25 protein-coding genes are annotated in these 22,769 nt (G+C 63.1%); 9 read left to right on the top strand and 16 right to left on the bottom strand.

Going from position 1 to position 22,769, the window contains the following annotated elements:
* The 6 genes from gspH to gspM are packed head-to-tail and all read left to right on the top strand — an operon-like array spanning window position 1 to window position 3,773.
* A complete protein-coding gene (gene gspH, locus HU715_RS26390) occupies window positions 1–468 on the top strand; it encodes a type II secretion system minor pseudopilin GspH (protein WP_186706070.1) in 468 nt (155 codons plus the stop codon).
* Complete coding sequence (gene gspI / locus HU715_RS26385) at window positions 461–847, top strand: type II secretion system minor pseudopilin GspI (RefSeq protein ID WP_186706069.1); 387 nt, start codon at window positions 461–463, stop codon at window positions 845–847. Before gspH ends, gspI begins: the two co-directional genes overlap by 8 nt.
* The gene (locus HU715_RS26380; RefSeq protein WP_186706068.1) at window positions 840–1,373 is read left to right on the top strand and encodes a type II secretion system protein GspJ; all 534 of its coding nucleotides are present in this window, start codon (window positions 840–842) and stop codon (window positions 1,371–1,373) included. The genes gspI and HU715_RS26380 overlap by 8 nt, the downstream gene beginning before the upstream one ends.
* Window positions 1,370–2,215 carry a type II secretion system protein GspK gene (locus HU715_RS26375; protein ID WP_186706067.1) on the top strand — a complete coding sequence of 282 codons (846 nt, stop codon included), beginning with the start codon at window positions 1,370–1,372 and terminating at the stop codon, window positions 2,213–2,215. Before HU715_RS26380 ends, HU715_RS26375 begins: the two co-directional genes overlap by 4 nt.
* Window positions 2,215–3,318 (top strand): type II secretion system protein GspL, encoded by a 1,104-nt coding sequence (gene gspL, locus HU715_RS26370; RefSeq protein WP_186706066.1) that lies wholly within the window; start codon window positions 2,215–2,217, stop codon window positions 3,316–3,318. The genes HU715_RS26375 and gspL overlap by 1 nt, the downstream gene beginning before the upstream one ends.
* Window positions 3,318–3,773, top strand: a complete 456-nt coding sequence (gene gspM / locus HU715_RS26365) for a type II secretion system protein GspM (protein ID WP_186706065.1) — start codon at window positions 3,318–3,320, stop codon at window positions 3,771–3,773. Before gspL ends, gspM begins: the two co-directional genes overlap by 1 nt.
* A gap of 219 nt (window positions 3,774–3,992) precedes the next feature.
* On the opposite strand, the gene HU715_RS26360 is transcribed toward gspM, so the two are convergent.
* Entirely contained in the window at window positions 3,993–5,249 is a 1,257-nt protein-coding gene (locus HU715_RS26360; protein WP_225917703.1) for an MFS transporter, read from the bottom strand.
* Window positions 5,250–5,389: 140 nt separating this feature from the next.
* Here HU715_RS26360 and HU715_RS26355 point away from each other — a divergent pair, with 140 nt between their 5' ends.
* Together HU715_RS26355 and HU715_RS26350 are read left to right on the top strand one after the other, a co-directional pair.
* Window positions 5,390–6,295, top strand: coding sequence for a LysR family transcriptional regulator (locus HU715_RS26355; RefSeq protein WP_186706063.1), 906 nt, complete (start codon window positions 5,390–5,392; stop codon window positions 6,293–6,295).
* Window positions 6,296–6,418: 123 nt separating this feature from the next.
* Window positions 6,419–6,862, top strand: a complete 444-nt coding sequence (locus HU715_RS26350) for a DUF2846 domain-containing protein (protein WP_186706062.1) — start codon at window positions 6,419–6,421, stop codon at window positions 6,860–6,862.
* Between the two features lie 145 nt (window positions 6,863–7,007).
* Here HU715_RS26350 and HU715_RS26345 read toward each other — a convergent pair whose 3' ends face one another.
* Window positions 7,008–7,982 (bottom strand): alpha/beta fold hydrolase, encoded by a 975-nt coding sequence (locus HU715_RS26345; RefSeq protein ID WP_189656170.1) that lies wholly within the window; start codon window positions 7,980–7,982, stop codon window positions 7,008–7,010.
* Window positions 7,983–8,379: 397 nt separating this feature from the next.
* On the opposite strand from HU715_RS26345, the gene HU715_RS26340 reads away from it, so the two are divergent.
* The gene (locus HU715_RS26340; protein WP_186706061.1) at window positions 8,380–8,898 is read left to right on the top strand and encodes a PAAR domain-containing protein; all 519 of its coding nucleotides are present in this window, start codon (window positions 8,380–8,382) and stop codon (window positions 8,896–8,898) included.
* A 441-nt stretch (window positions 8,899–9,339) separates the two neighbouring features.
* On the opposite strand, the gene HU715_RS26335 is transcribed toward HU715_RS26340, so the two are convergent.
* The 14 genes from HU715_RS26335 to HU715_RS26270 all read right to left on the bottom strand — a co-directional run bounded on the left by HU715_RS26335 (window position 9,340) and on the right by HU715_RS26270 (window position 22,644).
* Window positions 9,340–9,786 (bottom strand): excinuclease, encoded by a 447-nt coding sequence (locus HU715_RS26335; RefSeq protein WP_186706060.1) that lies wholly within the window; start codon window positions 9,784–9,786, stop codon window positions 9,340–9,342.
* Between the two features lie 31 nt (window positions 9,787–9,817).
* On the bottom strand, window positions 9,818–11,044 hold the full coding sequence (locus HU715_RS26330) for a beta-ketoacyl-ACP synthase (protein ID WP_186706059.1): 1,227 nt from the start codon (window positions 11,042–11,044) through the stop codon (window positions 9,818–9,820).
* Window positions 11,044–11,772 (bottom strand): 3-oxoacyl-ACP reductase FabG, encoded by a 729-nt coding sequence (gene fabG / locus HU715_RS26325; RefSeq protein ID WP_186706058.1) that lies wholly within the window; start codon window positions 11,770–11,772, stop codon window positions 11,044–11,046. The genes HU715_RS26330 and fabG overlap by 1 nt, the downstream gene beginning before the upstream one ends.
* Window positions 11,769–12,236, bottom strand: a complete 468-nt coding sequence (locus HU715_RS26320; RefSeq protein WP_186706057.1) for a hotdog family protein — start codon at window positions 12,234–12,236, stop codon at window positions 11,769–11,771. Before HU715_RS26320 ends, fabG begins: the two co-directional genes overlap by 4 nt.
* The gene (locus HU715_RS26315) at window positions 12,233–13,429 is read right to left on the bottom strand and encodes a beta-ketoacyl-[acyl-carrier-protein] synthase family protein (RefSeq protein WP_186706056.1); all 1,197 of its coding nucleotides are present in this window, start codon (window positions 13,427–13,429) and stop codon (window positions 12,233–12,235) included. Before HU715_RS26315 ends, HU715_RS26320 begins: the two co-directional genes overlap by 4 nt.
* A 196-nt stretch (window positions 13,430–13,625) precedes the next feature.
* Entirely contained in the window at window positions 13,626–14,108 is a 483-nt protein-coding gene (locus HU715_RS26310) for a DUF3261 domain-containing protein (protein ID WP_186706055.1), read from the bottom strand.
* The gene (locus HU715_RS26305) at window positions 14,105–14,833 is read right to left on the bottom strand and encodes a class I SAM-dependent methyltransferase (RefSeq protein ID WP_186706054.1); all 729 of its coding nucleotides are present in this window, start codon (window positions 14,831–14,833) and stop codon (window positions 14,105–14,107) included. Before HU715_RS26305 ends, HU715_RS26310 begins: the two co-directional genes overlap by 4 nt.
* Window positions 14,830–16,089: an NAD(P)/FAD-dependent oxidoreductase gene (locus HU715_RS26300; protein WP_186706053.1), complete on the bottom strand. Its 1,260-nt coding sequence runs from the start codon at window positions 16,087–16,089 to the stop codon at window positions 14,830–14,832. The genes HU715_RS26305 and HU715_RS26300 overlap by 4 nt, the downstream gene beginning before the upstream one ends.
* A gap of 23 nt (window positions 16,090–16,112) precedes the next feature.
* Window positions 16,113–18,452 (bottom strand): MMPL family transporter, encoded by a 2,340-nt coding sequence (locus HU715_RS26295; protein WP_186706052.1) that lies wholly within the window; start codon window positions 18,450–18,452, stop codon window positions 16,113–16,115.
* Window positions 18,436–19,029, bottom strand: coding sequence for a LolA family protein (locus HU715_RS26290; protein ID WP_186706051.1), 594 nt, complete (start codon window positions 19,027–19,029; stop codon window positions 18,436–18,438). The genes HU715_RS26295 and HU715_RS26290 overlap by 17 nt, the downstream gene beginning before the upstream one ends.
* Window positions 19,026–19,451, bottom strand: coding sequence for an acyl-CoA thioesterase (locus HU715_RS26285; protein ID WP_186706050.1), 426 nt, complete (start codon window positions 19,449–19,451; stop codon window positions 19,026–19,028). The genes HU715_RS26290 and HU715_RS26285 overlap by 4 nt, the downstream gene beginning before the upstream one ends.
* Complete coding sequence (locus tag HU715_RS26280; RefSeq protein ID WP_186706049.1) at window positions 19,444–20,988, bottom strand: HAL/PAL/TAL family ammonia-lyase; 1,545 nt, start codon at window positions 20,986–20,988, stop codon at window positions 19,444–19,446. Before HU715_RS26280 ends, HU715_RS26285 begins: the two co-directional genes overlap by 8 nt.
* Window positions 20,969–21,913, bottom strand: a complete 945-nt coding sequence (locus HU715_RS26275; RefSeq protein WP_186706048.1) for a lysophospholipid acyltransferase family protein — start codon at window positions 21,911–21,913, stop codon at window positions 20,969–20,971. The genes HU715_RS26280 and HU715_RS26275 overlap by 20 nt, the downstream gene beginning before the upstream one ends.
* A complete protein-coding gene (locus HU715_RS26270) occupies window positions 21,910–22,644 on the bottom strand; it encodes a glycosyltransferase family 2 protein (protein WP_186706047.1) in 735 nt (244 codons plus the stop codon). The genes HU715_RS26275 and HU715_RS26270 overlap by 4 nt, the downstream gene beginning before the upstream one ends.
* Between the last annotated feature and the right edge of the window lie 125 nt (window positions 22,645–22,769).

The following is a 22,769-nucleotide window of genomic DNA, read 5'->3' as shown; positions in this document are numbered from 1 at the left end:
ATGCAGCATCGTTGCCGGGGTTTCACCTTGCTGGAGCTGATGGTCGTCATCGTCTTGATCGGCATCCTGGCGGGCATGGTCCGCTTCGCCACGGGACCGAGCCCGGCGCGTGAAGCCCGGCAGCAGGCCCGGGAATTTGCCGCAGTGGTGCAGCAGTTGCGCGAGCGGGCGGTATTGGACGGGCAGGAATACGGGGTGCGTGTGCAGCCCGACGGTTATCAGGCGTTGCGGCTCGAAGCCCAGGACTGGACGGCGGTATCGGCGTTGCATCGATTGCCCGAGGGCCTGACGCTCGGGTTGGAGCAGGAGGGTCACGTCCTGCGCCTCGACGACGTTCAAGGCCCACCGCAGTTGCTGATGCTCAGCAGTGACGAGATCAGCCCGTTCAGGCTGCTGATCAAAGTCGCTGGGCAGGCGATTGCCCGGGTCTCGAGTGATGGTCTGGCGGAGCTGCTGATCGATGAGTAACGCGCGCAGGCAGGCCGCCGGTTGCCAGGGTTTCACGCTGTTGGAAGTCATGATTGCCCTGGCGATTTTCGCGACGCTGGCGGCGGCAGTGCTTTCGGCCAGCCAGTTCGTGCTCAAGCAAAGCGCTAGCCTGGAGGACCGTCTGTTCGGCGCCTGGCTGGCGGACAATCAGTTGAGCGAACTGCGCCTGCAAGCTATCCCGGCGCCCGGACAACAGCGACTGAGCCGGTACCTTGATCGCCGCGATTGGGTCTTGCAACAGCGGATTGCCCCGGCCCGTGATGGGCGGCTGTTGCAGGTCGAGATCCAGGTTAGCCGCGGCGATAGCGCGACCGTCGCGCACCGCACCATTGGGTGGATCCGAAGCCATCATGAATAAGCAGTCGGGTTTCACCTTGTTGGAGCTGGTCATCGCCATCGCCATTTTTGCCTTGCTCGGCCTGGCCAGTTGGCGGCTATTCGATGGCGTGGTGCGGACCCAGCAGGGAGCCGGTCAGCATGAGCGCGACATCCGGGCCTTGCAGCGTGCTGTCGGCGTGATCGAACGGGATGTGTGGCAGGCGGTTGTCGACTCGGTCGTGCTCGCGCCGGGGCACTTGCGGTTGCAGCGCAGCCATTGGCGCAATCCATTGGACCAGCCGCGCAGCGAACGGCAAGCGGTGACCTATCAGCTCCAGGGCGGTGCGTTATGGCGCGAGAGTGTCGGTGAAGGCACGACGCTTGCGCAGCGGCAGAAACTGCTCGACGACGTCCACAGCCTGAGCTGGCGCGTATTCGATCGCCAGCGGGGCTGGCACCGCGAAACCGCGAGGGGCAGCGCGCCGCTGGCGCTGGAGTTGATCGTGTCGGCGGGGCGTTTCGAGCAGGTCCGTCGAGTGTTGCTGTTGCCAGAGGCGCTGCCATGAGGCGCCAACGCGGCGTGGCGCTGATCAGCGTGCTGCTGGTGCTGAGCCTGGCCTTGCTGCTGGTCGGTGGCCTGTTGCGCAGCCATCGCCTGTTGTTGCACAGCAGTGCGCAGCAACTGCAACAGGTCCAGTTGCGGCAACTAGGGTTGGCGGGTGAAGACTGGGCGCGGGTGGTGTTGGAAGGCAGTGGGATCACGTCGTCCGGGCCCGTTGACCTGAGCCAGGATTGGGCTCGGCTCGAGCCCGTGTTGGAGGTGGACGGCGCCGAGCTGCGCATCGCTATCGAGGATTTGTCCGGGCGCCTGAATCTCAACACGTTGCTGGCGCTGGGGCAAATCGATCAGGTCAGCCTCGATCGCTGGAGTCGCCTGCTGGCCTTGCTGGATCTGCCGCCACTGACGTTGCCCCAGGTCGGGCCGGTTCAGGAGTTGAGTCAACTGCGTCTGCTGCCGGGCGTCGACGGCCAGACGCTGCGGCGCCTGGAGCCCTGGGTGGTGTTGCTGCCCAAGGACGCGCGGCTGAACATCAATACCGCCTCGCAGCGTGTGCTGATGACCCTCGATGGGATGGAAGCCGGGCCCACCCAGGCATTGGTCAAGCAACGTCGTCACGTGCCATACGCCAGCGTGCAGGCGTTTACCAACGACCCGTTGCTGTCCGGAGTCGGCCTCAACAGCCATGGGTTGGGCGTGGGCAGCCGCTGGTTTCGAATCACTGTGAGCGTGATCCATGCCGACAGCCGTCTGCGCCTGACCTCGGATATCGAGCGCGATTCCGTTAGTGGACGCTGGACGGTTCGTCAGCGTCGTTTCTTACCCTTCAACCCCAGCGAGTTTCCTTGATGAAAGCCTGGCTTTACCTGACCGCCGAAGGGCTGGACGCGCCTTGCGCCAACTGGCCGTGCTGCGTGTGGTCGCCAACCGGCGAGCGTCGTCGCCTGCCGTTGCACGAGGCGGCCGGCGAGTTGAACGGCCGGCCCGTCGATGTGCTGTTGCCAATGGAAATGTGCAGTTGGTTGCGCAGCGATCCGTGGCCCTCTCGACGCCAGCCCCGATCCCAGGCCCTCGCATTCGCCATCGAAGAGCAACTGAGTGAAAACCTGGAGGCGCTGCACATCAGCATCGGCCCGCGGGACCGTCAGCACCGCTATCCGCTGATGGTGACGGCGCGGGCGCGGTTCCAGGCGCTGTTGGCGCTGCTCGCCGAGCAAGGCATCGATACCCGTGCGGTGCATGTCGATGCGGATCTGATTGCTGATGACCAGGCGTTTGGGGTGCGCTGGTTCGGGCGCTGGCTGTTGGGTGGAGGACTGTCGGCGCGGTTGTCGTTGTCGGTACAAGGCTTGGCAACGCTCAAGCCTGGCTTGCCTGAGGAGATGCACTGGCTGGACGAGGACCGTGATCGCCAAGGCATCGATGAGTGGCTGTTGAGCACGGGCGGACATCCCATTGACCTGTTGCAAGGCGAGTTCCGTCGGCGCCGCCAACCGCTGCCGTGGCGAGGCACCTCGGTGGCTGCGCTCGGCGCGTTGATGCTCACCTGGGCCTTCAGTGAAGCGCGCATAGGCTTTCTTGAAAGTGAAACCCGGCGTCTGTACGTCCAAAGCGAACAGCGATTCAGGTCGTTGCATCCGGAGCAGGAGCGGATCGTCGACCTGGCGGCGCAGTTCCAGGCATTGCAGAGCCGGCGTGGGCCAGGTCCGGACACTCAGGTTGCGCGTCTGACCCGTCTGACCGAGCAGGTCATCGGTGCCAGCACCGTTGAGGTGCAGCGCATCGTTTTTCGCGAAGGCGAAGGCTGGAAAATCCAGCTGACGGCGAACAGTTTTGTCGAGCTTGAACAACTGCGTGAACGCGGACAGCAAAACGGATTGCCCGTCTCCCTGGGCAGCGCCAGCAAGCAAAACAACCGCGTGCAGGCCATCCTCACACTGGAGAGCCGTTGATGAACATCGATGGATGGCGGGTCTTGAAACAGGCCTGGGGGAGAACATCGCGTCGCGAGCAAGGGCTGTTGCTGGGACTTGCCGGGTTGGTGCTGGTGGCTGTGGCCTACACCTCGATCTGGCAACCGACTCGGCAACGGCTGGAGGTTGCCGAACGACAACATCGCCAACAGGCCGAACTGAGTGCCCGGATCCAGCGCGCCGAACCCACCCGGGAAACAACGGCCGGCACCCGGCCCTTGTCGGTGCGCGTCAACGAGGATGCGACAGCGGCGGGGTTGGACATAGCGCAAATGGAGGTCGACGGCGATTCGTTGCGACTCGCCGTCAGTGGCGAGGCCAATTCGTTGCTTCGTTGGCTGGATGAACAAGAGCGTGATGGCGCGGTGTTGCAGTCGCTGACTCTGGAAGCTGAGAATGGTGTGCTGGGTGCGCGGGTGGTTTTACGTCAATGACCGACCGAGTAAACAACAATTTTGGCCAGGCGCATGGGCTCTTGTGGCGAGGGAGCTTGCTCCCGCTGGGTGGCGCAGCCGCCCCAAAACCAGACGCCGCGGTGCAACAGGTGAACCCCGCCAACCAGGTTGCGACTGCTGCGCAGCCGAGCGGGAGCAAGCTCCCTCGCCACAAAGTGTCCGCGCTGTCCCTGGTTTGGGTCGTGAAGTCGTGAGGGCCTAAACCTGCACATTCCCCGGCAACAACGGCAATTTCGCCAGCTTCACCGCCACCCACAACGCAATCACCAGCAAGCCACCAATGAACAAACCGATCCCGTTCCAGCCGCCCAGGTGCCAGGCCACGCCGCCCGCCGTCCCTGCAACGCTGGACCCGGCGTAATAGCTGAACAGATAAAGCGACGAGGCCTGGCCCTTGGCCTTGAGAGCGCGGCGGCCGATCCAACTGCTGGCCACCGAATGGGCGCCGAAGAAACCGAAGGTGAACACCAGCATGCCCAGGATCACCAGCCACAGCGGCGTGGCCATGGTCAGCAAGAGGCCAGCGAGCATCAGCGCGATGGTCGCCCAGAGCATTTTGCGCCGACCGAGCTTGTCCGCCAGTGCGCCGACTTTTGCCGAGCTGTAGATACCCGACAGATACACCACCGACAGCAACCCGACGAAGGCCTGATCCAGATGATAAGGCTCGGCCAGCAGGCGATAGCCGATGTAGTTGAACAGCGTCACGAAGGCGCCCATCAGCACGAACGCTTCGAGAAACAACAGCGGCAACCCGGCATCGCGAAAGTGCAGGGTGAAACCGTCCAACAGACTGCGCGGGTGCAGGGAACGGGGACGGAAGTTGCGTGACTCGGGAAGAATCCGCCAGAACACCGCCGCCGCAATCAGCGCCAGGCCACCTACCACCAGCATCGCGGTGTGCCAACTGACGAAGTCGATCAGGACCCCGGCGATCAGGCGTCCGCACATGCCGCCGATGGCGTTGCCGGCGATGTACAGCCCCATCGCCAGGCCGATGTGCTTGGGGTGGATTTCCTCGCTCAGGTAAGTCATCGCCACCGCCGCCAACCCGCTCAACGACAGCCCGACCAAGGCGCGTAGCAGCAGTACACCGTCCCAAGTCGGCATCATCGCGCTGGCAATCGTGCACAGCGACGCGGCGAACAGCGCCGTGACCATCACCGATTTGCGGCCGATGCGGTCGGAAATCGGACCGGTGATCAGCAGGCCGATGGCGAGCAGGCCGGTCGCCACCGACAAGACCAGGCTGCTCTGCGCCGCGTTGATGGAAAACTCCTTGGACAGCAGCGGCATCATCGGTTGCACGCAATACAACAGGGCGAAGGTCGCAAAGCCACCGCAGAACAGCGCCAGCACCGTGCGCATGAACAACGGCGTGCCTTTCTCGATGTAGATGTCCTTGAGTTCGACGGCGACATCGTCCTGCGCACGCGGCGGGATTTCATGGGCCAGTGGAGCGACAGCAGTTTTCACAGTGGACCTCGCAAGGACACGATCAGGCAGGCAATGAAAAAAGCATATAGCCGGCTAATGTTTCTATCCAATATATTGTTCGACCTGTTTAAGTCGTTAAACGACCTATTGGATGGCCCATGGAACTGCGTCACCTGCGTTACTTCATCGCTGTGGCCGAAGAACTGCATTTTGGCCGGGCCGCGTTGGCCCTGGGGATCTCCCAACCGCCGTTGAGCCAGCAGATCCAAGCGCTGGAGCAAGAGATTGGTGCGCGGTTGTTCGAGCGTACCAACCGTCGGGTCGAATTGAGCGAGGCCGGGCGGTTGTTCCTCGAGGAGGCGCGACGGGTACTGGCCCAAGTCGAAAAGGCCGCCGACGTAGCCCGCCGTGCCCAGCTAGGGGAACTGGGTGAGCTGAAAATCGGCTTCACCTCCTCGGCACCGTTCAATTCCACCATCCCCCAGGCGATTTTTTCATTCCGGCAACGCTTCCCGGCGGTGCACCTGAACCTGCGGGAAATGAGCAGTACCCAAGTCGCCGACGCACTGCTCGATGAAGTGATCGAGGTGGGCATCATGCGCCCGCTGCCCCTGCCCGACACCTTGACGGAAATCGAACTCAGCCGCGAACCGCTGGTGGCCGTGCTCAGTGCCAAGCATCCCCTGGCCCAAGGCAACGAAGACGGCCTGTTCCTCTCGGCCTTGGCCCAGGAGCCGTTTGTATTTTTCCCCCGCAGCTACGGCAGCGGCCTCTACGCTCAACTCCTGAGCCTGGCCCGCGACGCCGGTTTCAGCCCGCATTTCGCCCAGGAAGCCGGTGAAGCCATGACCATCATTGGCTTGGTCGCGGCGGGGCTGGGCGTTTCGGTATTGCCGGCGTCCTACCAGCGGATGCGTATCGATGGGGTGGTTTATCGCCCGCTACTCGACCCGGCGGCGGTGTCGGCGGTGTGGCTCGTGCAGCGCAAGGACCAGCGTTCGCCGATGGCGGCGGCGTTTGTGGCGTTGTTGACCGATGGGGTGGCGTTACCTGTCTGGGCTTGAGGCTTGCTGTTGCCAGGCGCCATGGCAGCATCCACCCTTGGCCGGCATATGAAGATTGCTTTAGTTTTCCAACGTCTCGGCCGATATTCAATTGTTCGACCAACCCAATCATGGAGAAACAGGATGTTCAAGCAGTTGACCTTTACCGCCTTGCTGGCAGTCGCCGCGCTGACCACAGGGTGTGCTTCGGTAAAAATGGCGGATGACACCCAGGATGCGCAGGCGAAAACCTTCCAGACTGTCCCTGACAAAGCGAATATCTACGTTTACCGCAACGAGAGCATGGGTGCCGGGGTAAAAATGCCGGTAACACTCAACGGCAAAGCCGTCGGACAGACCGTTGCCAAGTCGTATTTGATGCTAACGGTACCGGCTGGCCAGCAGACGCTGGTCTCATCTGCGGAAAACGATTCAGAGCTCAAGCTCAGCGCAGAGGCCGGCAAGAACTATTTCGTCTGGCAGGAAGTGAAAGTGGGTTTCATCAAGGCTCGTAACAACCTGCAGGTCGTCGATGATAAAACCGGCCGTGCCGGCGTGGCGGAAAGCAAGTTGATTCAAGCGCAATAACCCGGCTGTCTTGATTCGTGCTGTTTGAGAGGGCGCCGAAAGGCGCCTTCCTCGTTCATGACTCCATCATGAACCTGGGCAGCTTTCTCTTTCGGTCATCCTCCAGACAGTCGCAGGCTTGTTGATTTGATAGTGGGCGCACTTGTCATTTTTTTATTGTGAGGAACGCCAGGATTGCCTCACTGGTCGCTTGCATTTGCTCCTCCAGCACCCAATGGCCGGTATTGACCAATATCAATGAGTGCGGTTGTGTCGCAATGCACAGGGCCTGCTCGGCCAAGGTTTTTCCTCTCGAGTGGTCGCCGCCGATGGTGAGTAGCGGAACAGTCAATTTATGCTTGGCAAACGCCAGGTTGTCGTTCGCGTCATGCTCTATCCAGGCTGCATAAAGCTTGAATGCCGCTTCCATGCGGCCTGGCCGGGCGTAGTCGTCTACCAATGCCTGTCGCACTTCATCGGACACTTTATCGTTGCCCTCGAATACAAAGTCATCAAAAAACATATCCAGGTAGGTTTTTTCATGCCCTTTGATCATGCCAATGGCCGTTTTGCCAAAGAAGCGAAAATGCCATTTGCTGGTAGTGCCCGCAGCAGGGTTTCCGTTATAAGCGTTTTCCCACCCGGGGATGCCTGGAATGAACCCATCCATCAATACGATGTGTTTCGTTTCATCCGGATACAGTGCCGCGTAGGCATAGGCAACGATTAAACCCATGTCGTGACCTACGATATCAACCTGCTTGAAGCCCAAGAGCGTTATCAGTTCGTGTAAGTCATGCGCCATGCTTTTTTTATCGTAGCCACTGGCTGATACATCAGTTGCCCCCGCTCCACGATAATCAGGAATCACGGGCGTATAACCGGCACGCACCAACGTGCCCATCAACGGTTCCCAACTACGCCAACTGCCCGGAAAACCATGCACCAGCAAAATCGGGTGTTCACCGTCACCGCCCATAAGGTAGTGGAGGCGAATACCGTTCACGGACACATAGGAATGGGTAAATGTCGCGCCGTCGACAACGACGCTGTTTGGTTCCGCCGAAGACGCTGTTGCGTGTTTGGAAGACATGGCTGCGCGGCCCGACCAGGCTATTGTGTTGATCAATTTTTCATCCATGTTTGGAGCCAAGTTAATTTTCTTGAGATGCGAATTGCAGCTCATAAGGTCGAACAGTTTTAACGAACGTTGACCTGGATAACGGCTAAAAGCCTGAAGCCATGGGGACGCCCATCGAAACTGTCAGAGCTGACAGTTCCGACAAGCGGCAAAGAGCGCTGCCTAAATCGGCATCAGCAGGACAGGGCGGGACGAAAAGTTGTGTCGAATACCTTTCGGCTGTAGGAAAACGCACATTTCCAGTTACGACGCTTCCGATTCGTAACACAGACCACTCCGCAGGGGTTGCGACTCACCCGCGCTGCAACGTCTCATTCATCATTCCGAAGCCGCCGGCTCAGTGCTCCTTCCCCGTGCAAGGGATGCAGCCTGAAGCCCATGAATGAGGTCCCTGGAAATGCACTCATCTTTGGATGCCCCCTACACCAACGAAATCTCCCATGAAGCTCTTCGTCATCTGGATGACTTGTACTTGGAGCCCCGGCTACTTGAGGGTTACGGCGAAGACGTCGCGGCATTCGTGAGTCGACAAAAAGCCTTTGTCGAAGCTCATCCGCCAATCGCCATCTATCGAGTGGCCACCGAGGGCAGCCAGACGCGGGACGGCGGAACGATCCAGCAAGTGTCATCGTCGTTGACGTTCACCTTGGACAATGGCTGGAAAGTACGCGCCGCGCAGAAAGGCGATGAGGTGGTATACGCCGATGGCAGCACGGCACGGATCATCACCGGCGCTGGGAAAAACAATAGCGACATTGCGCTGGTCGGCAGTCGCCTGAGCAATGGTGACGAGATTATCAATACGCTTCAGAGGCGTTTCATGATCATCGTGCGGGAGGGGGTGCCGATGGCGGAGGATTTTTTGCCTGCTCTCAAGCTGGCGGAGGTTCATCGCCTGCACCCGAGTACGATTTAGGATTATCTTTTGTGAACGAGGGCTGCCGACCAGCGAGAGCAAGATTCTTGCTTGGCAAACGGGCTGCCGGATATTTCCAAACAGGTTGAAGAGCACCATGGCGCCAAGCCCAGAACTTGTGGGAGCGAGCGTGCTCTCGATGATGGCAGTGCAATCGACATCTACGCCAACTGAACCACCGCTTTCGCGAGCAGGCTCGCTCCCACAGTGGACCTGGGGTGTCGGCAATGTTTGGGGGTGCCAATGAACCCTGTGGGAGCTGAGCTTGCTCGCGATGACGGCGGCACATCAGCCTCATCGGCGCTGCCCCACCGCGATCGGCCCTGGAGCTGCCGAAGGCCGCGATCTTTTTGGGACTAAATATCTGAGGAAAGATCGCAGCCTCGTTGCACTCGTCAGCTCCTACCGCTCCTACCGCTCCTACACAGCTCCAGGCGCTTTTTATTGCACCTTCGCCAAGTCCCCTTTCAACGCAACACCGGCCATGATCGCGCCGGCGTGGCATTCATAGGTGGTGGCATCCCGGCGTTCGTTGCGCTTGTAGAAGCTGACGATGTTGATAACGGCGTTGGCGCCCGCGGCCTTGGCGGCTTGGTGCAGGCTGATCAGCGCCGATTGCACTACCCATTCGCAGGCTTCTACGTCGGATTTGTTGAAGGCATTGGTTTTTTTATTGGTGACTTCGCCAGCGCTGAGCACGCTGACTTTGCCCTGAGGCTCGTCGCCCGCCAGGTAAAACTTCACGCTGCGGTCGATCTTGCCGGTGCGGATGGCTTCGTTGACGACTTTGTCGAAAGGCAGGTAAAGCGTGGTATCACGGGCCTGGCTGAGGGGCGGCATGGCGCTGAGCAACAGGGCGGCGGTAACAGCGATTTTCTTCAATGACATCATCAGTCTCCTTGACCAGGGATAGCGGTTATCAATGCCAGCGGCGGAAAATCAGCGAGGTGTTGACCCCACCGAAGGCGAAGTTGTTGTTCATCACGTATTCATGGCTCATCGGCCGGAATTCGTTGCGCAGGTAATCGAGCTTGCCGCACTGGGGGTCGACTTCATCGAGGTTGAACGTGTGCACGTAGAGGTCGCGGTTCAGCATTTCGATGCTGAACCAGGACTCCAGCGCTCCGCAGGCGCCCAGGGTGTGGCCGAGGAAGCTCTTCTGCGAGCTGATGGGCATGTGTTCGCCAAACAGGCTGCTCGTGGCCTGGGTTTCGGCAATGTCGCCCTGTTCGGTGGCGGTGCCATGGCCATTGACGTAGCCGATGGCCGAGGGTTCGAGGCCGGCGTCTTCCAAGGCCAGTTCCATGGCCCGGCGCATGGTGATCAGTTCGGGACGGGTGGCGTGCTGGCCGTCGGCGTTGCTGCCAAAGCCGACGATCTCGGCGTGAATCCGTGCGCCCCGGGCCAGGGCGTGCTCCAGTTCTTCCAGCACGAGCATGCCGGCGCCTTCGCCGATCACCAAGCCATCGCGACCCTTGTCGTAGGGCCGGGGGCTGGTTTGCGGCGCATCGTTTTTCAGGCTGGTGGCGTATAGGGCATCGAAGACCATCGCTTCGGTCGGGCACAGTTCTTCCGCGCCGCCGGCGAGCATCAACGGCAGGCGGCCGAACTTGATGGCTTCGTAGGCATAGCCGATGCCGTGACTGCCGCTGGTGCAGGCACTGGACGTCGGGATCAGGCGTCCGGTCAGCCCGAAGAAGATGCTGATGTTGGCCGCCGTGGTGTGGGGCATCATTCGCACGTAGGAGTTGGCGTTCAACCCTTCGGCCACGCTGTTGAGCAGCATGTTGCCGAACGCCTTGATCTCGTCGGTGCTGCCGGTGGACGAACCGCAGGACACGCCCATGCGCCCGTCCTTGATCGATTCGTCGCCCAGCAGGCCGGCATCGGCCAGGGCCTGTTCCGCCGCGCCCACCGCCAGGCGCGAGACCCGGCCCATGCTGCGTAGTTGCTTGCGGGTCCAGTGGGCCGGAACCTGGAAGTCGTCGATGGGCCCGGCCAGGCGGGTGTTCAGTTCGGTGAAACGGTCCCACTCATCCATGCGTCGGATGCCGCTGCGGTTGGCGGCGAAGTTGGCGGCGATGGTGTCCCAGTCGCTGCCTATGGACGTGATGCCGGCCATGCCGGTGACGACGACGCGCTTCATCAGCACAAGCCTCCGTTGACGGCCAGGACCTGCCGGGTGATGTAGCCGGCTTCGGCGGACATCAGGAAGTTCACCGCGCCCGCCACTTCTTCCGGGGTGCCCATGCGCTGGGCGGGGATCATTTTCATCAGTTCTTCCACGGGTACGTTTTCATCGAGCATGGCAGTGTCGATCAACCCCGGCGCGACGCAATTGACGGTGATCTTGCGCTTGCCCAACTCGATTGCCAATGCCTTGGCCGCGCCGATCAACCCAGCCTTCGAGGCACTGTAGTTGACCTGGCCGCGATTGCCGATCAGCCCGGAAACCGAGGTGATGCAGACGATCCGTCCGGCGGCGCGGCGACGGATCATCGGCATCATCACCGGATGCAGCACGTTGTAGAAACCGTCGAGGTTGGTGCGCATCACCACATCCCAGTCGTCCTCGCTCAGGGCCGGGAAGGCGCCATCGCGGGTCAGGCCGGCATTGAGCACCACGCCGTAATAGGCGCCGTGGGTTTCCACGTCGGCTTCGAGAACGGCCTTGCAGGCGGCGCGGTCGGCCACGTCGAATTGCAGCACCCGGGCGTTGCGGCCCAAGGCCTGGATTTGCGCCTGGACCGTTTCGGCCTCGGCGCGGCCGCTGCGGCAGTGCAGCACGATGTCATGCCCAGCCTGGGCCAGGCGCAGGGCGATCGCGCGACCGATGCCACGGCTGGAGCCGGTGACCAGTACGGATTCAGTCATGACGGGTTTCCTGTTGCGGGCGGTTCATGAAGGTAATGGGCGGCCTGGGGCGGACGGAAGACATTGAGCCGGGCCGTGGCATGGATGCCTGGCGCGTGGATGTGGCATTCGAACACGCCCATGCCGTTGTCGTCTTCCAGGGAGCGCACGCCATGGATGCTCAGCTCGGTGCCAAGGGGAAAACAGTCGACGTTGCATTCGAACTTGCGGGTGCCGAGCAGAAAACCCAGCGCCACGGCATCGCCGCGTTGGCGTGCGTGGCAACCGGCAAACGCCGCGACACTCTGGGCCATCAACTCGATGCCGACCCAGGCCGGCAGTGCACCGTCGTCGCGGTTGAACAAGCCGCCGGACGTGACGGTGGCGTGGGTGTGGATCTGTTCGTCATCGAACGACAGGATCCGGTCGATGAGGATCATGTCGCCGGCATGGGGCAGCAGTTCGGCGAGCGGCCAGTCAATCATGGGGCGTCTCCGATAATCAGGCTGACGTTGTTGCCGCCGAAGGCAAATGAGTTGCTCATCAGGCGACGCGGGGTGGCCGGGTCCAGGCGGGTGTGGATGGTGACCCAGTCCAGCGCCGGCAGGGCAGGATCGGCCTGGCCGTCCCAGACATGCGGCGGCAGGGCCAGGGCGGTGTTTTCGGTGCTCAGGGCCAGCCAACAGAACGCCGCTTCCAACGCCCCCGCCGCACCGAGGGTATGGCCGGTCATGGGCTTGGTGGACGAGCAGGGCACGCCCGCCGGAAACAGCCCGGCCACGGCCTGGCTTTCCATGGCGTCATTGTGTTGCGTGGCGGTGCCGTGCAGGTTCAGGTAATCGATCTGGCTGGCGTCGAGGCCGGCGCAGCGCAGGGCTTTTTCCATGGCCTGGCGCGCGCCGCGACCGCTGGGCTCAGGCGCGGAAATATGGTGGGCATCGGAACTGGCGCCGTCGCCGAGCAAGGCAATCGGTACACCCTCGCCTGGCGTCTTGGACATGAGAAACAGCACCGCTGCTTCGCCGATGTTGATGCCGCTGCGGTTCACCGAGAACGGATTGCAGCGCTCGTTCGACACCGCCTCCAGTGCGGAAAAACCGTTGAGGGTCAATTTGCACAAGCTGTCCACGCCACCGCACAGCACGGCATCGCACAGGCCCAGGTCCAACAGGCGCCGGGCGCTCATCAAGGCGCGGGCGCTGGAGGTGCAGGCCGTGGAAATCACGTAGGACGGGCCACTGAGGCCGAGCCAGTCGGAAAGAAAGTTGGCCGGCGCGCTGAGCTCCTGTTGCTGGTAGTCATAGCCGTCAGGGAAGCGTTGCTCGCGCAGGTAATGGGCGATGCCCTGGCTGGCCTCATCGATACCCGATGTGCTGGTGCCCAGGACGATGCCGATGCGGGCGCGACCGTAGGCCTGGATGGCTTGGTCGATCTCGGCGCGGATTTGCAGCCCCGCCTCCAACAGCAGTTGATTGTTGCGGCTGCGTTGCGCTGCCAGGGCCGGGGGGATGGACGCGAGTTCACCGGGCACCGCGGCGACCGGCAAGGCCCGTTCGGCCACCCAGCCGTCCTCGATACGCACGCCCGAGCAGTCGCCGGCAAACAGGTTGCGCGCGACGGTGTGTTTGTCGCGACCCAGGGCGCAGATCACCCCGAGGGCATTCAAATAGGCGGTCATGGGCTAATGCCAGTCAGTAAGAGAAATAAAGCCGAGCAATAATCCTGTGGCGAGGGAGCTTGCTCCCGCTGGGGCGCGAAGCGGCCCTGTTTTTGGGCTGCTGCGCCCGAGGCGTCGGACCGACCCAGCGGGAGCAAGCTCCCTCGCCACGGTTTGTGTGTTTCCCCGTGGTGTTCACTTGGCTGATCGGCATGAGTCATGGGGCGTTCTCGGTCAACGGTGTGATGCGGTAGCGCAGGCCTTGGGGCAGGCTCATTTCAAAATCCAGCGGTTGTGTGTAGCGCACCTGCCAACGATTCTCGAGGCTCCGTTGCGAGGCCTGTTGTCGCGCCGCCGGGTAGTTGCCGGGCAGCTCGACCTCAGGCGTCAGGGCGAACAGCAGGGCGGCGAACAACTCCCGGGCCTCGGCATTGGGGGGCAGCAGACCGTCGGCCTGCCACTGGCCATCGACCAGGCGCTGGCGGGCCAGGGGAATGCCCAACGGGTCCATCATCGACCAACGGATGCCAGTGCCTTCGCGCTGGACCACCAGCAACCAGTCCTGACGCTGGCCGGCCATTGTCCGCTCGATGTGCAGTTGCATCGGCAGCGCCAGGGTTGGCGTGCGGGCGGGCAACGGTGCCTGGCTGGCGCAGGCACTGAGCAGCAACACGCAGGCGATCAGCAGGCCACGGATCATCCGGCAGCCCCTTCGCAAGGCTTGCGCGCCACCACGTTGACCAAGGTTTCCTCACGTTCGCCAAAGGGCTTGGGCCGGCGTAGGCCGAAGCGCTCCAGCAGGCCGAAATCCTTGGCGCGGCTCCACCACAGGTACGGGTAGGACACGTTGCGTTCTTCGAACTGGAACCCTTGATCGCGGATCATCTGCAGGTACTGCGCAGCACTTTTCTGCACGTGCATCGGATGGCGGAACAGCCAGCGGATCACCCAGGTGTCGATGTAGGCTTCGGTGGATTCGGCGAACAGCAAATAGCCGCCGGGCTTGAGGACGCGGTAGAACTCGGCGAGGGCTTTTTCCTGTTCCACCAGGTGATGGAACGTCTGGTGGCAGAACAGCAGGTCGACGCTGGCGTCGGGCACCGCCAAGGTCGCGCAGTCGCTGCCGATCAGCTCCACGGCCATGCCCTGGCGCGCGGCTTCCTCCCGGCTCAGGTCGAGGCTGTGAGGGTCGGCATCCACGCCGATCAGGCGTTGTGGTGCGAACGCCTGGCGCAGGTACTGGAACGACTTGCCCTGGCCGCAGCCGGCGTCCAGCAGTACCGGGTTGGTCGGCAGCGCGGTGCTGAACAGGCTGCGCAGGTCGTTGATCGCCACGCGCAACACATGGTGCTGCCAGGTGTGGCTGCGCAGGAACCAGAAGCCGAAGCGGGTTTCTTCGACGTAGTTGTCGCTCAGGTAGCTCATGGTTGCTGACTCGGCGCCGGGCTCGCGCAGATTTCCGAGAGCATGCGCAGGCGCCGCTTGGGTTCACTGACGAACGGGTTGCGCTGATCCCAGGCGTAGCCGGCCAGGATCGAGCTGATCATGCGGCGGATGTCGTCAGAGCCTTCAGTGTAGAAAATCACGTCCTGGAACGTCCCGGCGTACCAGCCTTCGACGTAGCAGCGGAAGGTATCGACGCCGCGCTTGAGCGGTTCGGCGAACTCACTTTGCCAATCCACGCTTTCCCCTTGCAGCTGACGGTGGAGCACGTCGGCGGCCATGCTCGCCGACCGCATGGCAATGGTCACGCCGGAGGAGAACACCGGGTCGAGGAATTCCGCGGCGTTGCCCAACAGGGCAAAGCCCGGGCCGTGCAGGGTCTTGACGTTGGCCGAGTAGCCGCCGATGGTCCGCGCCGGAGTATCCCACACCGCGTTCTGCAGTACGCCGGCCAGGCTCGGGGTTTCGTCGATGAAACCGCGCAGGCACGCATCGAGGTCGTCGGTGCGGCCGGCGAAATGTTCCGCCGCCGCGACCACGCCCACCGAGCAGCGTCCGCCACTGAACGGAATGGTCCAGAACCACACGTCGCGTTTGCTCGGGTGGGTGGTGATGAGGATTTTTTCCCGGTCGAACGCCGGGGCGTCGATGCGATCCTCGATGTGGGTGAACACGGCCTGGCGCACCGGGAAGTTCGACGGCGCCTCAAGGTCCAGCAGGCGCGGCAGGACGCGGCCATAGCCGCTGGCATCGAGCACGAAGTCGGCTTCGACACGGTACTCGCTGCCGTCTTCGCGCTGCACGCCCAGGCGTGGCTTGGCGAGGCTGAAGTCGGCGCTGGTGATCGCTTGGCCGTAGCGGATTTCCACGCCTTGCAGGGCGGCCTGGTCGGCCAGCAACTTGTCGAAGTCGGCGCGTTGCACCTGGAAAGTCGTGGGCTTGCCGTTGCTGAAGGTTTCGCCAAAATCGAAGGCGCTGTAGCGTTCGCCCCAGGCAAACGCGGCGCCGTTCTTGCGCTGGAAGCCGGCGGCATTCACCGCATCGAGCATGCCGGCTTCTTCAACGAAATCCAGGCAATGGGACAACAGGCTCTCACCGATGGAGAACCGTGGAAAATGCTGGCGCTCGATGACCAGCACATCGTGGCCCTTGCGCTTGAGCAGGGCAGCGGCGATGGCACCGGAGGGGCCGGCACCGATGATGACGACCTGGCGATATTCCGTTTCAGTGACAGGCATGGGGATTCCTTGAATATCCTGGGTCATCGTTGATCTTCTTGAGCAGGTATAGGGTGTTCCTGGCGCCCGACCCACGGCGCCAGCATGAAACTGAACGCCAGCCCCAGGCTCACCGCCAGGCCGAAGTTACTCACCGCGGGTGTGCTGGACAATGCCAGCAGGCCGAACGACAGCCAGGTGGTGACCGCTGCCAGCAGGGTGCCCAGCAGGCTCACGGCGGCACCGCCGATCTGTTCGCGCATCAGGATCGCGTAATCGACGCCGATGGCCGTCACCAGCAACAGGCCGAACAGGCTGAACAACGTCAGTGGTTGTCCCAGCCAGCCGAGGCTCGCCAGGCTGCATAGCGCGGCCAGCAACGGCAGGGCAACGATGCGCAAGGCCGCGCTAACCCCGAAAGGCCAGATCAGCAGCAGCACAATCAGCACGCAGGAGGCCAGTTTCAACTCGGCGGCGCTGACCTGCGTGGCGGCGAAGACCCGGTTCAGGTCACCCAGGCGATCCACCAGTTGCACGCCCGGCAGGTCTACGGCTTGCACGCGCAGCAGCGCGGCATCGTTCAAGCCTTGCAGGCTGATCATGGCGGCCACGCCTTGCGTCGTGGGGCCGAGCCAGAGTGTGCGGTACGGCTCGGCCAGGGGACCGGCCAGCGCGGCATCGATGTCTGTCACCGGCAAGGCCTGCAATTGCGCCAGCTCCCCTTGCAGTGCGGCGACCGGCACGCCCAGGTCAAGCAGCGGTTGCCAGAAGTCCGGCAATCGGGCCAGTGCTTGGCGCACTTTCTGCTGGTCGGCGGGCGGGCTTACCAGTTGGTTCAGTGACAGGTAGCCTTGGAGTTTTTCCAGGGCGATCAACTGGTCCAGTCGCTCGTTGAGGGCGGTCTGGCGCTCCAGCAGTTGGGGCTGATCATCGGCGCGGATCAGGAAGAACTGGCTGGTGGGCTGAAAGCCGGTGATGCGCGCGATGTCGCGGGCTTCGTCGGTGAGGTGCTGGGGCGTGCCGATCCATTGGCGGATATCGTTTTTCGTGGTCAGGTGCCAGAGGCCGCCCGCGCAGAAGCTCAGCAACAGCACCAGCAGCACCGGCGTGGGCACCCTTGCCAATAACGCTTGGCGGATCTGGAGCAGGCATTCGCACAGCCGCAGCGGCCACTGGGCCGGACGCAGGTCTGCGCCTTTGAGCAGCGCCGGCAACAGGCAGACCGCGGTCAAGTAGGCGCCGACCAGCCCGGCGGCGGAGAATATCGCGATCTGGGTCAGGGCCGGGAACGGCGTCCAGGCCAGGGCCAGGTAGCCGATGCAGGTGGTCGCCAGGCTCAGGCTCAGCCCCGGCAGGGTCAGGCGCAAGGCCGGCCAGCTGCGCCACGGCTTGAGGCTCCAGCTCTTGGACAGGTAGTGCAGCGGGTAATCCACCGCGACACCGATCAGGCTCGAACCCAGCACCAACGTCATCACATGCATGCGTCCGAACAACGCCACGCACGCCACCGCGCCGAACAGCATGCCCACCAGCACCGGCACGAACGCCAGCCACACACGCAGGCGCCGGAAGGCCAGCAACAGCAGCATCAAGATGCCGATGGTTGCACCACCGCCAACCCAGGTGATTTCCCGCGACGCCTGTTGCTGGCCGCTGGCGGCGTACAGCAGGCCACTGGCGGCCAGCAATTGCCCTTGGGCCTGGCTCGCCTGGTCGCGGCTGCGTTGCAGCAGCTCGGCCACTTGCAGCGGCAGGTTCATGTCGAACGCGTTGCCCTGGGCGCGGGCCCGCAGCATCACCCAGCTTTTACCGTCGGCATCGGCGACCAATGCACCGCTGCCGATGTCGAATTGGATCGCACCGCGTTGTGGCTGGCTGTTCTGGATACGCCCGGTCAGGCCCAGCCAATCGTCCTGGTTCGGCACCAGGCTGAAACCGCTGAACGGATCGAACAAGGCCTGCACCCGCTGCTGGATGAAGGCCTGGGGCTGCTCGATCAATTGCTCCCGGTCCGCCGCCGAGAGCATCGCCAGCCGGCCGTTGAGCAGTTGCGTGCGCAGCGCCGGCACGTCGGCCTGCAGCGTCCACTGCACCTTGTCGAACAGGCCGCTGGCCTGCCATTGCTCGCCCAGGGTTTGCGCCAGGGCGATGGCTTGCTGGCGATCGGTATGGCCGACCAGCACCAGCACCTCGCGGTTGAGCGGCTCCTGCATGCGCTGCTCGGCGATCAGTTCCAGGGCGTCGGGCGATGTGCCCGGCACCAGCTCCATGAGGTTGGCCGACAGCGGCGCGCCGTTGCGCCATTGCCAGCCGGCGAGCGCGAGCACCGCCAGCAGCAGGATCAGGAACAGCCGGGGCAGCATCCGTTCACTCGGCAAAATCATGTTGCTCCGCTTCGCTCAAAGGTTGCGCGGCGGTAGCGTCCAGCATGCGCAGCACGGTGCTGTCGCCCTGGGTTTCCAGCAATTCGATGCGCTGGACCAGTTCGCCGCCGTCGATGTTGATCTGGTTGAAGACTTGCTTGAGCAGCACCGAGCGCGGGGTCAAGGTGAGCTTCCACTGCTGCGGCTCGCCCGACAGGCTCAGCTCGAAATCCCGTTGCAGGCCACTGCTGTCGCCCTGCAATACCGCCAGGAACAGCCGGTTCTGCTCGGCGCCGGCACTCTTGTTCGGCAGCATTTGCCAGGCATTGCCGTCCCGCCGGGCGATGCCCTGGGCGGTGATGCGGTAGTCCTGTTGCAGCGGGGTTTGCAGCAACCACAGCAGCCCGTGGTTTTTCGCCAGCACGAAGCGGCCCTTGCTGGTGAGGGGTTGGGGCAGGGCGCGCAGGTGTTTTTCCTGGATGAACTGGCCGTGGATCACCTCCGGGCGGGCCAGCTGGTCACTTAATTGTTGTAGATCGAACGCTTGGGCCAGCGGCGACAGGCTGCACAGCAGCAACCAGATGAACAGGCGCTTCATGACAGTTTCCTCTCGACGGCTTCGACAAAGACCCGTGGCGAGGCCAGCAGCATCTCGCGAGTGGCCATGTCCACGGCCACTTGCACTGAACTGGCCCGGGTGAAGCGTTCGCCTGTCGCGGCGTCACTGATCAGGTAATTGATCTTCAGCCGGTTTTCCCACTCCACCAGGCTGGCGCGCACGGTCAGGGCCTGGCCGAACACGGCACCGCGTACGTAGCGCAACTGCAGGTCGATCACCGGCCACGCATGGCCCGATTCGAGCATGTCGTTGTAGTTGTGGCCGATCAGGTCGAGCAGGGCACAGCGGGCCACTTCCAGGTATTTGACGTAATGGCCGTGCCAGACCACGTTCATCGAATCGACGTCGAAAAATGGCACCACGATCTGCGTGTCGACGTGCAAAACACCTTGGCTACGCATGCAGCCTCCAGTGTTGCTCGGCGATACGTTGCAGGCACAGGCGCAGTTCGCCTTCCAGGGCGCGGTCTTCGATGACCGGAGGGAAATCCTCGGCCAGTTGCTCGTGCATGGCGGCCAGGGCCGGTGGCAGTGGACGTGCGTCTTCGGCACGGCTGCGCAGCCAGACGCCCTGGTTGGCGGCGAGCAAGGTGGCGGCGGCCACTTGTTCGGTCAGTTCCAGCACGCGGATCGCATCCCGGGCGGCGATGGTGCCCATGCTCACCTTGTCCTGGTTGTGGCACTCGGTGGAGCGCGAGAACACGCTGGCCGGCATGGTGTTTTTCAGGGCTTCGGCGGTCCAGGCGCTGGTGCCGATCTGCACGGCCTTGAAGCCGTGGTTGAGCATCGCTCGCTCGGCACTGGCGCCGGAAAGGTTGCTCGGCAGGCCGTGGTTGTAGCGCTCGTCCACCAGCAGCGCGAGTTGCCGGTCCAGCAGGTCGGCGACGTTGGCCACCAGGTTCTTCAGGCTGTCCATGGCGAAGGCGATATGCCCGCCGTAGAAATGCCCGCCATGGAGCACGCGCTCGGCTTCGGCGTCGATGATCGGGTTGTCGTTGGCGCTGTTGAGTTCGGTTTCGATGAACCCGCGCAGCCAGCCCAGGCTGTCGGCCAATACCCCGAGCACATGCGGCGCGCAGCGCAGGGAATAGCGATCTTGCAGGCGATGCAGTGGCGCGGTCGGCGCGTCGATTGCCAGGTCCTTGCGCAGCCACGCGGCGACTTGCATCTGCCCCGGATGTGGTTTGGCGGCGAACAGGCGTTCATCGAAGTGTTCCGGGTTGCCTTGCAGGGCGACCACGTTCAGCGCGGTGATGCGGGTCGCCAATTGCAGCAGGTAGTCGGCGCGGGCGAAGGCCAGGCAGGCCAGGCCGGTCATCACCGCGGTGCCGTTCATCAGCGCCAGGGCTTCCTTGGGCCGCAGCACCAGCGGCGTCCAGCCCAGTTCACGGTGCACGTCGGCGGCCAGGCGGCGCTCGCCACGGAACATGACCTCCCGTTCGCCGGAAAGCGTGGCGGCGACGTAGGACAGCGGCGTCAAATCGCCGCTGGCGCCCACCGAACCTTCTTCCGGAATCAGCGGCAGGATGTCGTGTTCGAGAAAGGCCTGGAGGCGTTCCAGCAGTTCCACCCGCACCCCCGACACGCCGTGGCACAGCGACTGCAAACGCGCCGCGAGCACGGCGCGAGTGGCCTGGGCGTCGAGCAGCTTGCCCAAGCCGCAGCCGTGGAACGTGTACAGGTGACGGGGCAGGGCCTCGACGTGGTGCAGCGGCACGGCCACCACGCAAGAGTCGCCGTAACCGGTGGTCACGCCGTAGATCACGCCTTCCTTGTCCAGCAGGGAATCGAGGAATTGCGCACCCTTGGCGATGCGCAGGCGGAACGCCGGGTCATCCTGCAACTGCGTCGGCGCCTGGCGGTTGGCCAGGGCCAGCACGTCTTCAATGCGCAAGGGGCGTTCGCCGAAGGTTACCGGCTCAAGAGTGGGCATCGTCATCGGTCTTCCAGAAAGGGTAAAAGTTGAACCACTGTTGCGGGCCCTGGAGGCAGTATTGCGCCAGGCGTTCGGCGTAGCGGGCGGCCCAGTGGGCGATCACTTGCTCACGCTCGTTGCGCTTCCACGTCACGGCATCGGCGAAGGGTTCGAGGGTGACGCGATAGCGCCCCTCGTGCTTGAGGCACATCAGCAGGTTGACCGGGCATTTGAGCAGGCCGGCCAGCAACCACGGGCCTTGCGGGAATGCCGCCGGGTGGCCCATGAAATCCACGGTCACGCTGCGCCCGCCGTGCAGCGGCACGCGGTCGCCAGCAATCGCCAGCCATTCGCCGCGCTCCAGGCGTTCGCTCAGCTGCAACATGATCACCGGGTCCAGTTCGCTGACCTGGATCAGCCGCAGGTGCGTGGCGCCGGCTTCGCCCAGCAAGCGGTTGAACTGCTCGGCGTGCTTGGTGTGCACCAGCACGTTCATGGTGACTTTCTCGCCCAGCTCGGCCAGGGCCCGGCACATCTCCAGGTTGCCCAGGTGCGCGCCCACCAGCATTTGTCCGCGGGCATCGCGCAGGTGATTGCGCAACAGCGCCGGGTCGACGATTTCGATCTGGTCGATGCTCAGCTTGCCGTTCCAGACGTCGAGTTTATCGAGCAGGGAATCGGCAAAGGCCATGAACTGCCCGAACACCCGCCAGCGGGTCGGGCGCAATTCGGGACGTGCGCTCCAGTCGGCCAGGCGTTGCTGGTATTGCCAGGCCGCCTGCCGGGCGCTACGACCGAAAATGAAGAAGTACAGGACGATGCCGTATAGCACCGGCGTCAGCAAGCGCCGGCCGAGCACCTTGGCGGCGAGGGCGGTGAGTTTCATCAGCCAGTAACTGCCGCGCTCCTGGCGGTCGGCCCAATGCTGTTTGTCTGCCTGAAGACTCATGCCCGCCACCGTCGCCAGAGTATCAGGGGAAAGCGCACCAGCATGCCGAAGAACAACCGGGTGTGCATGCTGGAAATCAGCACGTTGTCGTGGAACAGGCGAAAGTGCGAAACCCCATCCTGGGGGTAATGGACCCGGGTGTGCAGCCAGTGCATCGGCTGATTGCGCCAGGCCAGGCGCACGAGGATGTCCGAGTCGAAATCCATGCGCTTGCCGATGTTGGCCGAGTCGATCACGGCCAGGGTCGGTGCCAAGGGATAGACCCGAAAACCGCACATCGAGTCGCGGATTTTCAGGGACAGGCTGTTGATCCAGACCATGACGTGGGTCAGGTAGCGCGCATACAGGCGGCCTTTCGGCACGCTGGCGTCGTAGTGCGGATACCCACAGATCACCGCGTCCGGGTGGGCCCGGGATTGCTCGATGAACGTTTTCACGTCGCCAAGATCGTGCTGTCCGTCGGCGTCCACCTGCAGCGCATGGCTGAAACCCAGGCGCGAGGCTTCGCGCAGGCCGGCCATCACTGCACCGCCCTTGCCCTGGTTGACGGCCAGCCTGAGCAGATGCACCTGCTCGCCTTCGGCCAGCCGTTCCAGCACCGCGGCACACGCCGGGCTGCTGGCGTCATCCACCAGCACACAGGGCAGGCCGTTGGCGAGCAACGCCAGGACCACCGCCGAGATGGCGGTTTCGTGGTTGTAGACCGGGATGACGGCGCAGGGGTTATGCATGTTTTCTGCCCTTCACAAATCCATTGTGGCGAGGGAGCTTGCTCCCGCTCGAGTGCGAAGCGCTCGCTCTTGCAAAACCAGGGGCTGCTTCGCAGCCCAGCGGGAGCAAGCTCCCTCGCCACAGT

Origin of the sequence: Pseudomonas zanjanensis (assembly GCF_014268745.2) — a bacterium.
In the GTDB taxonomy this organism is placed as follows: Bacteria; Pseudomonadota; Gammaproteobacteria; order Pseudomonadales; family Pseudomonadaceae; genus Aquipseudomonas; species Aquipseudomonas zanjanensis.
The sequence above is the reverse complement of the archived record's forward strand: the minus strand, read 5'-3'. Positions and strand labels throughout refer to the sequence as shown.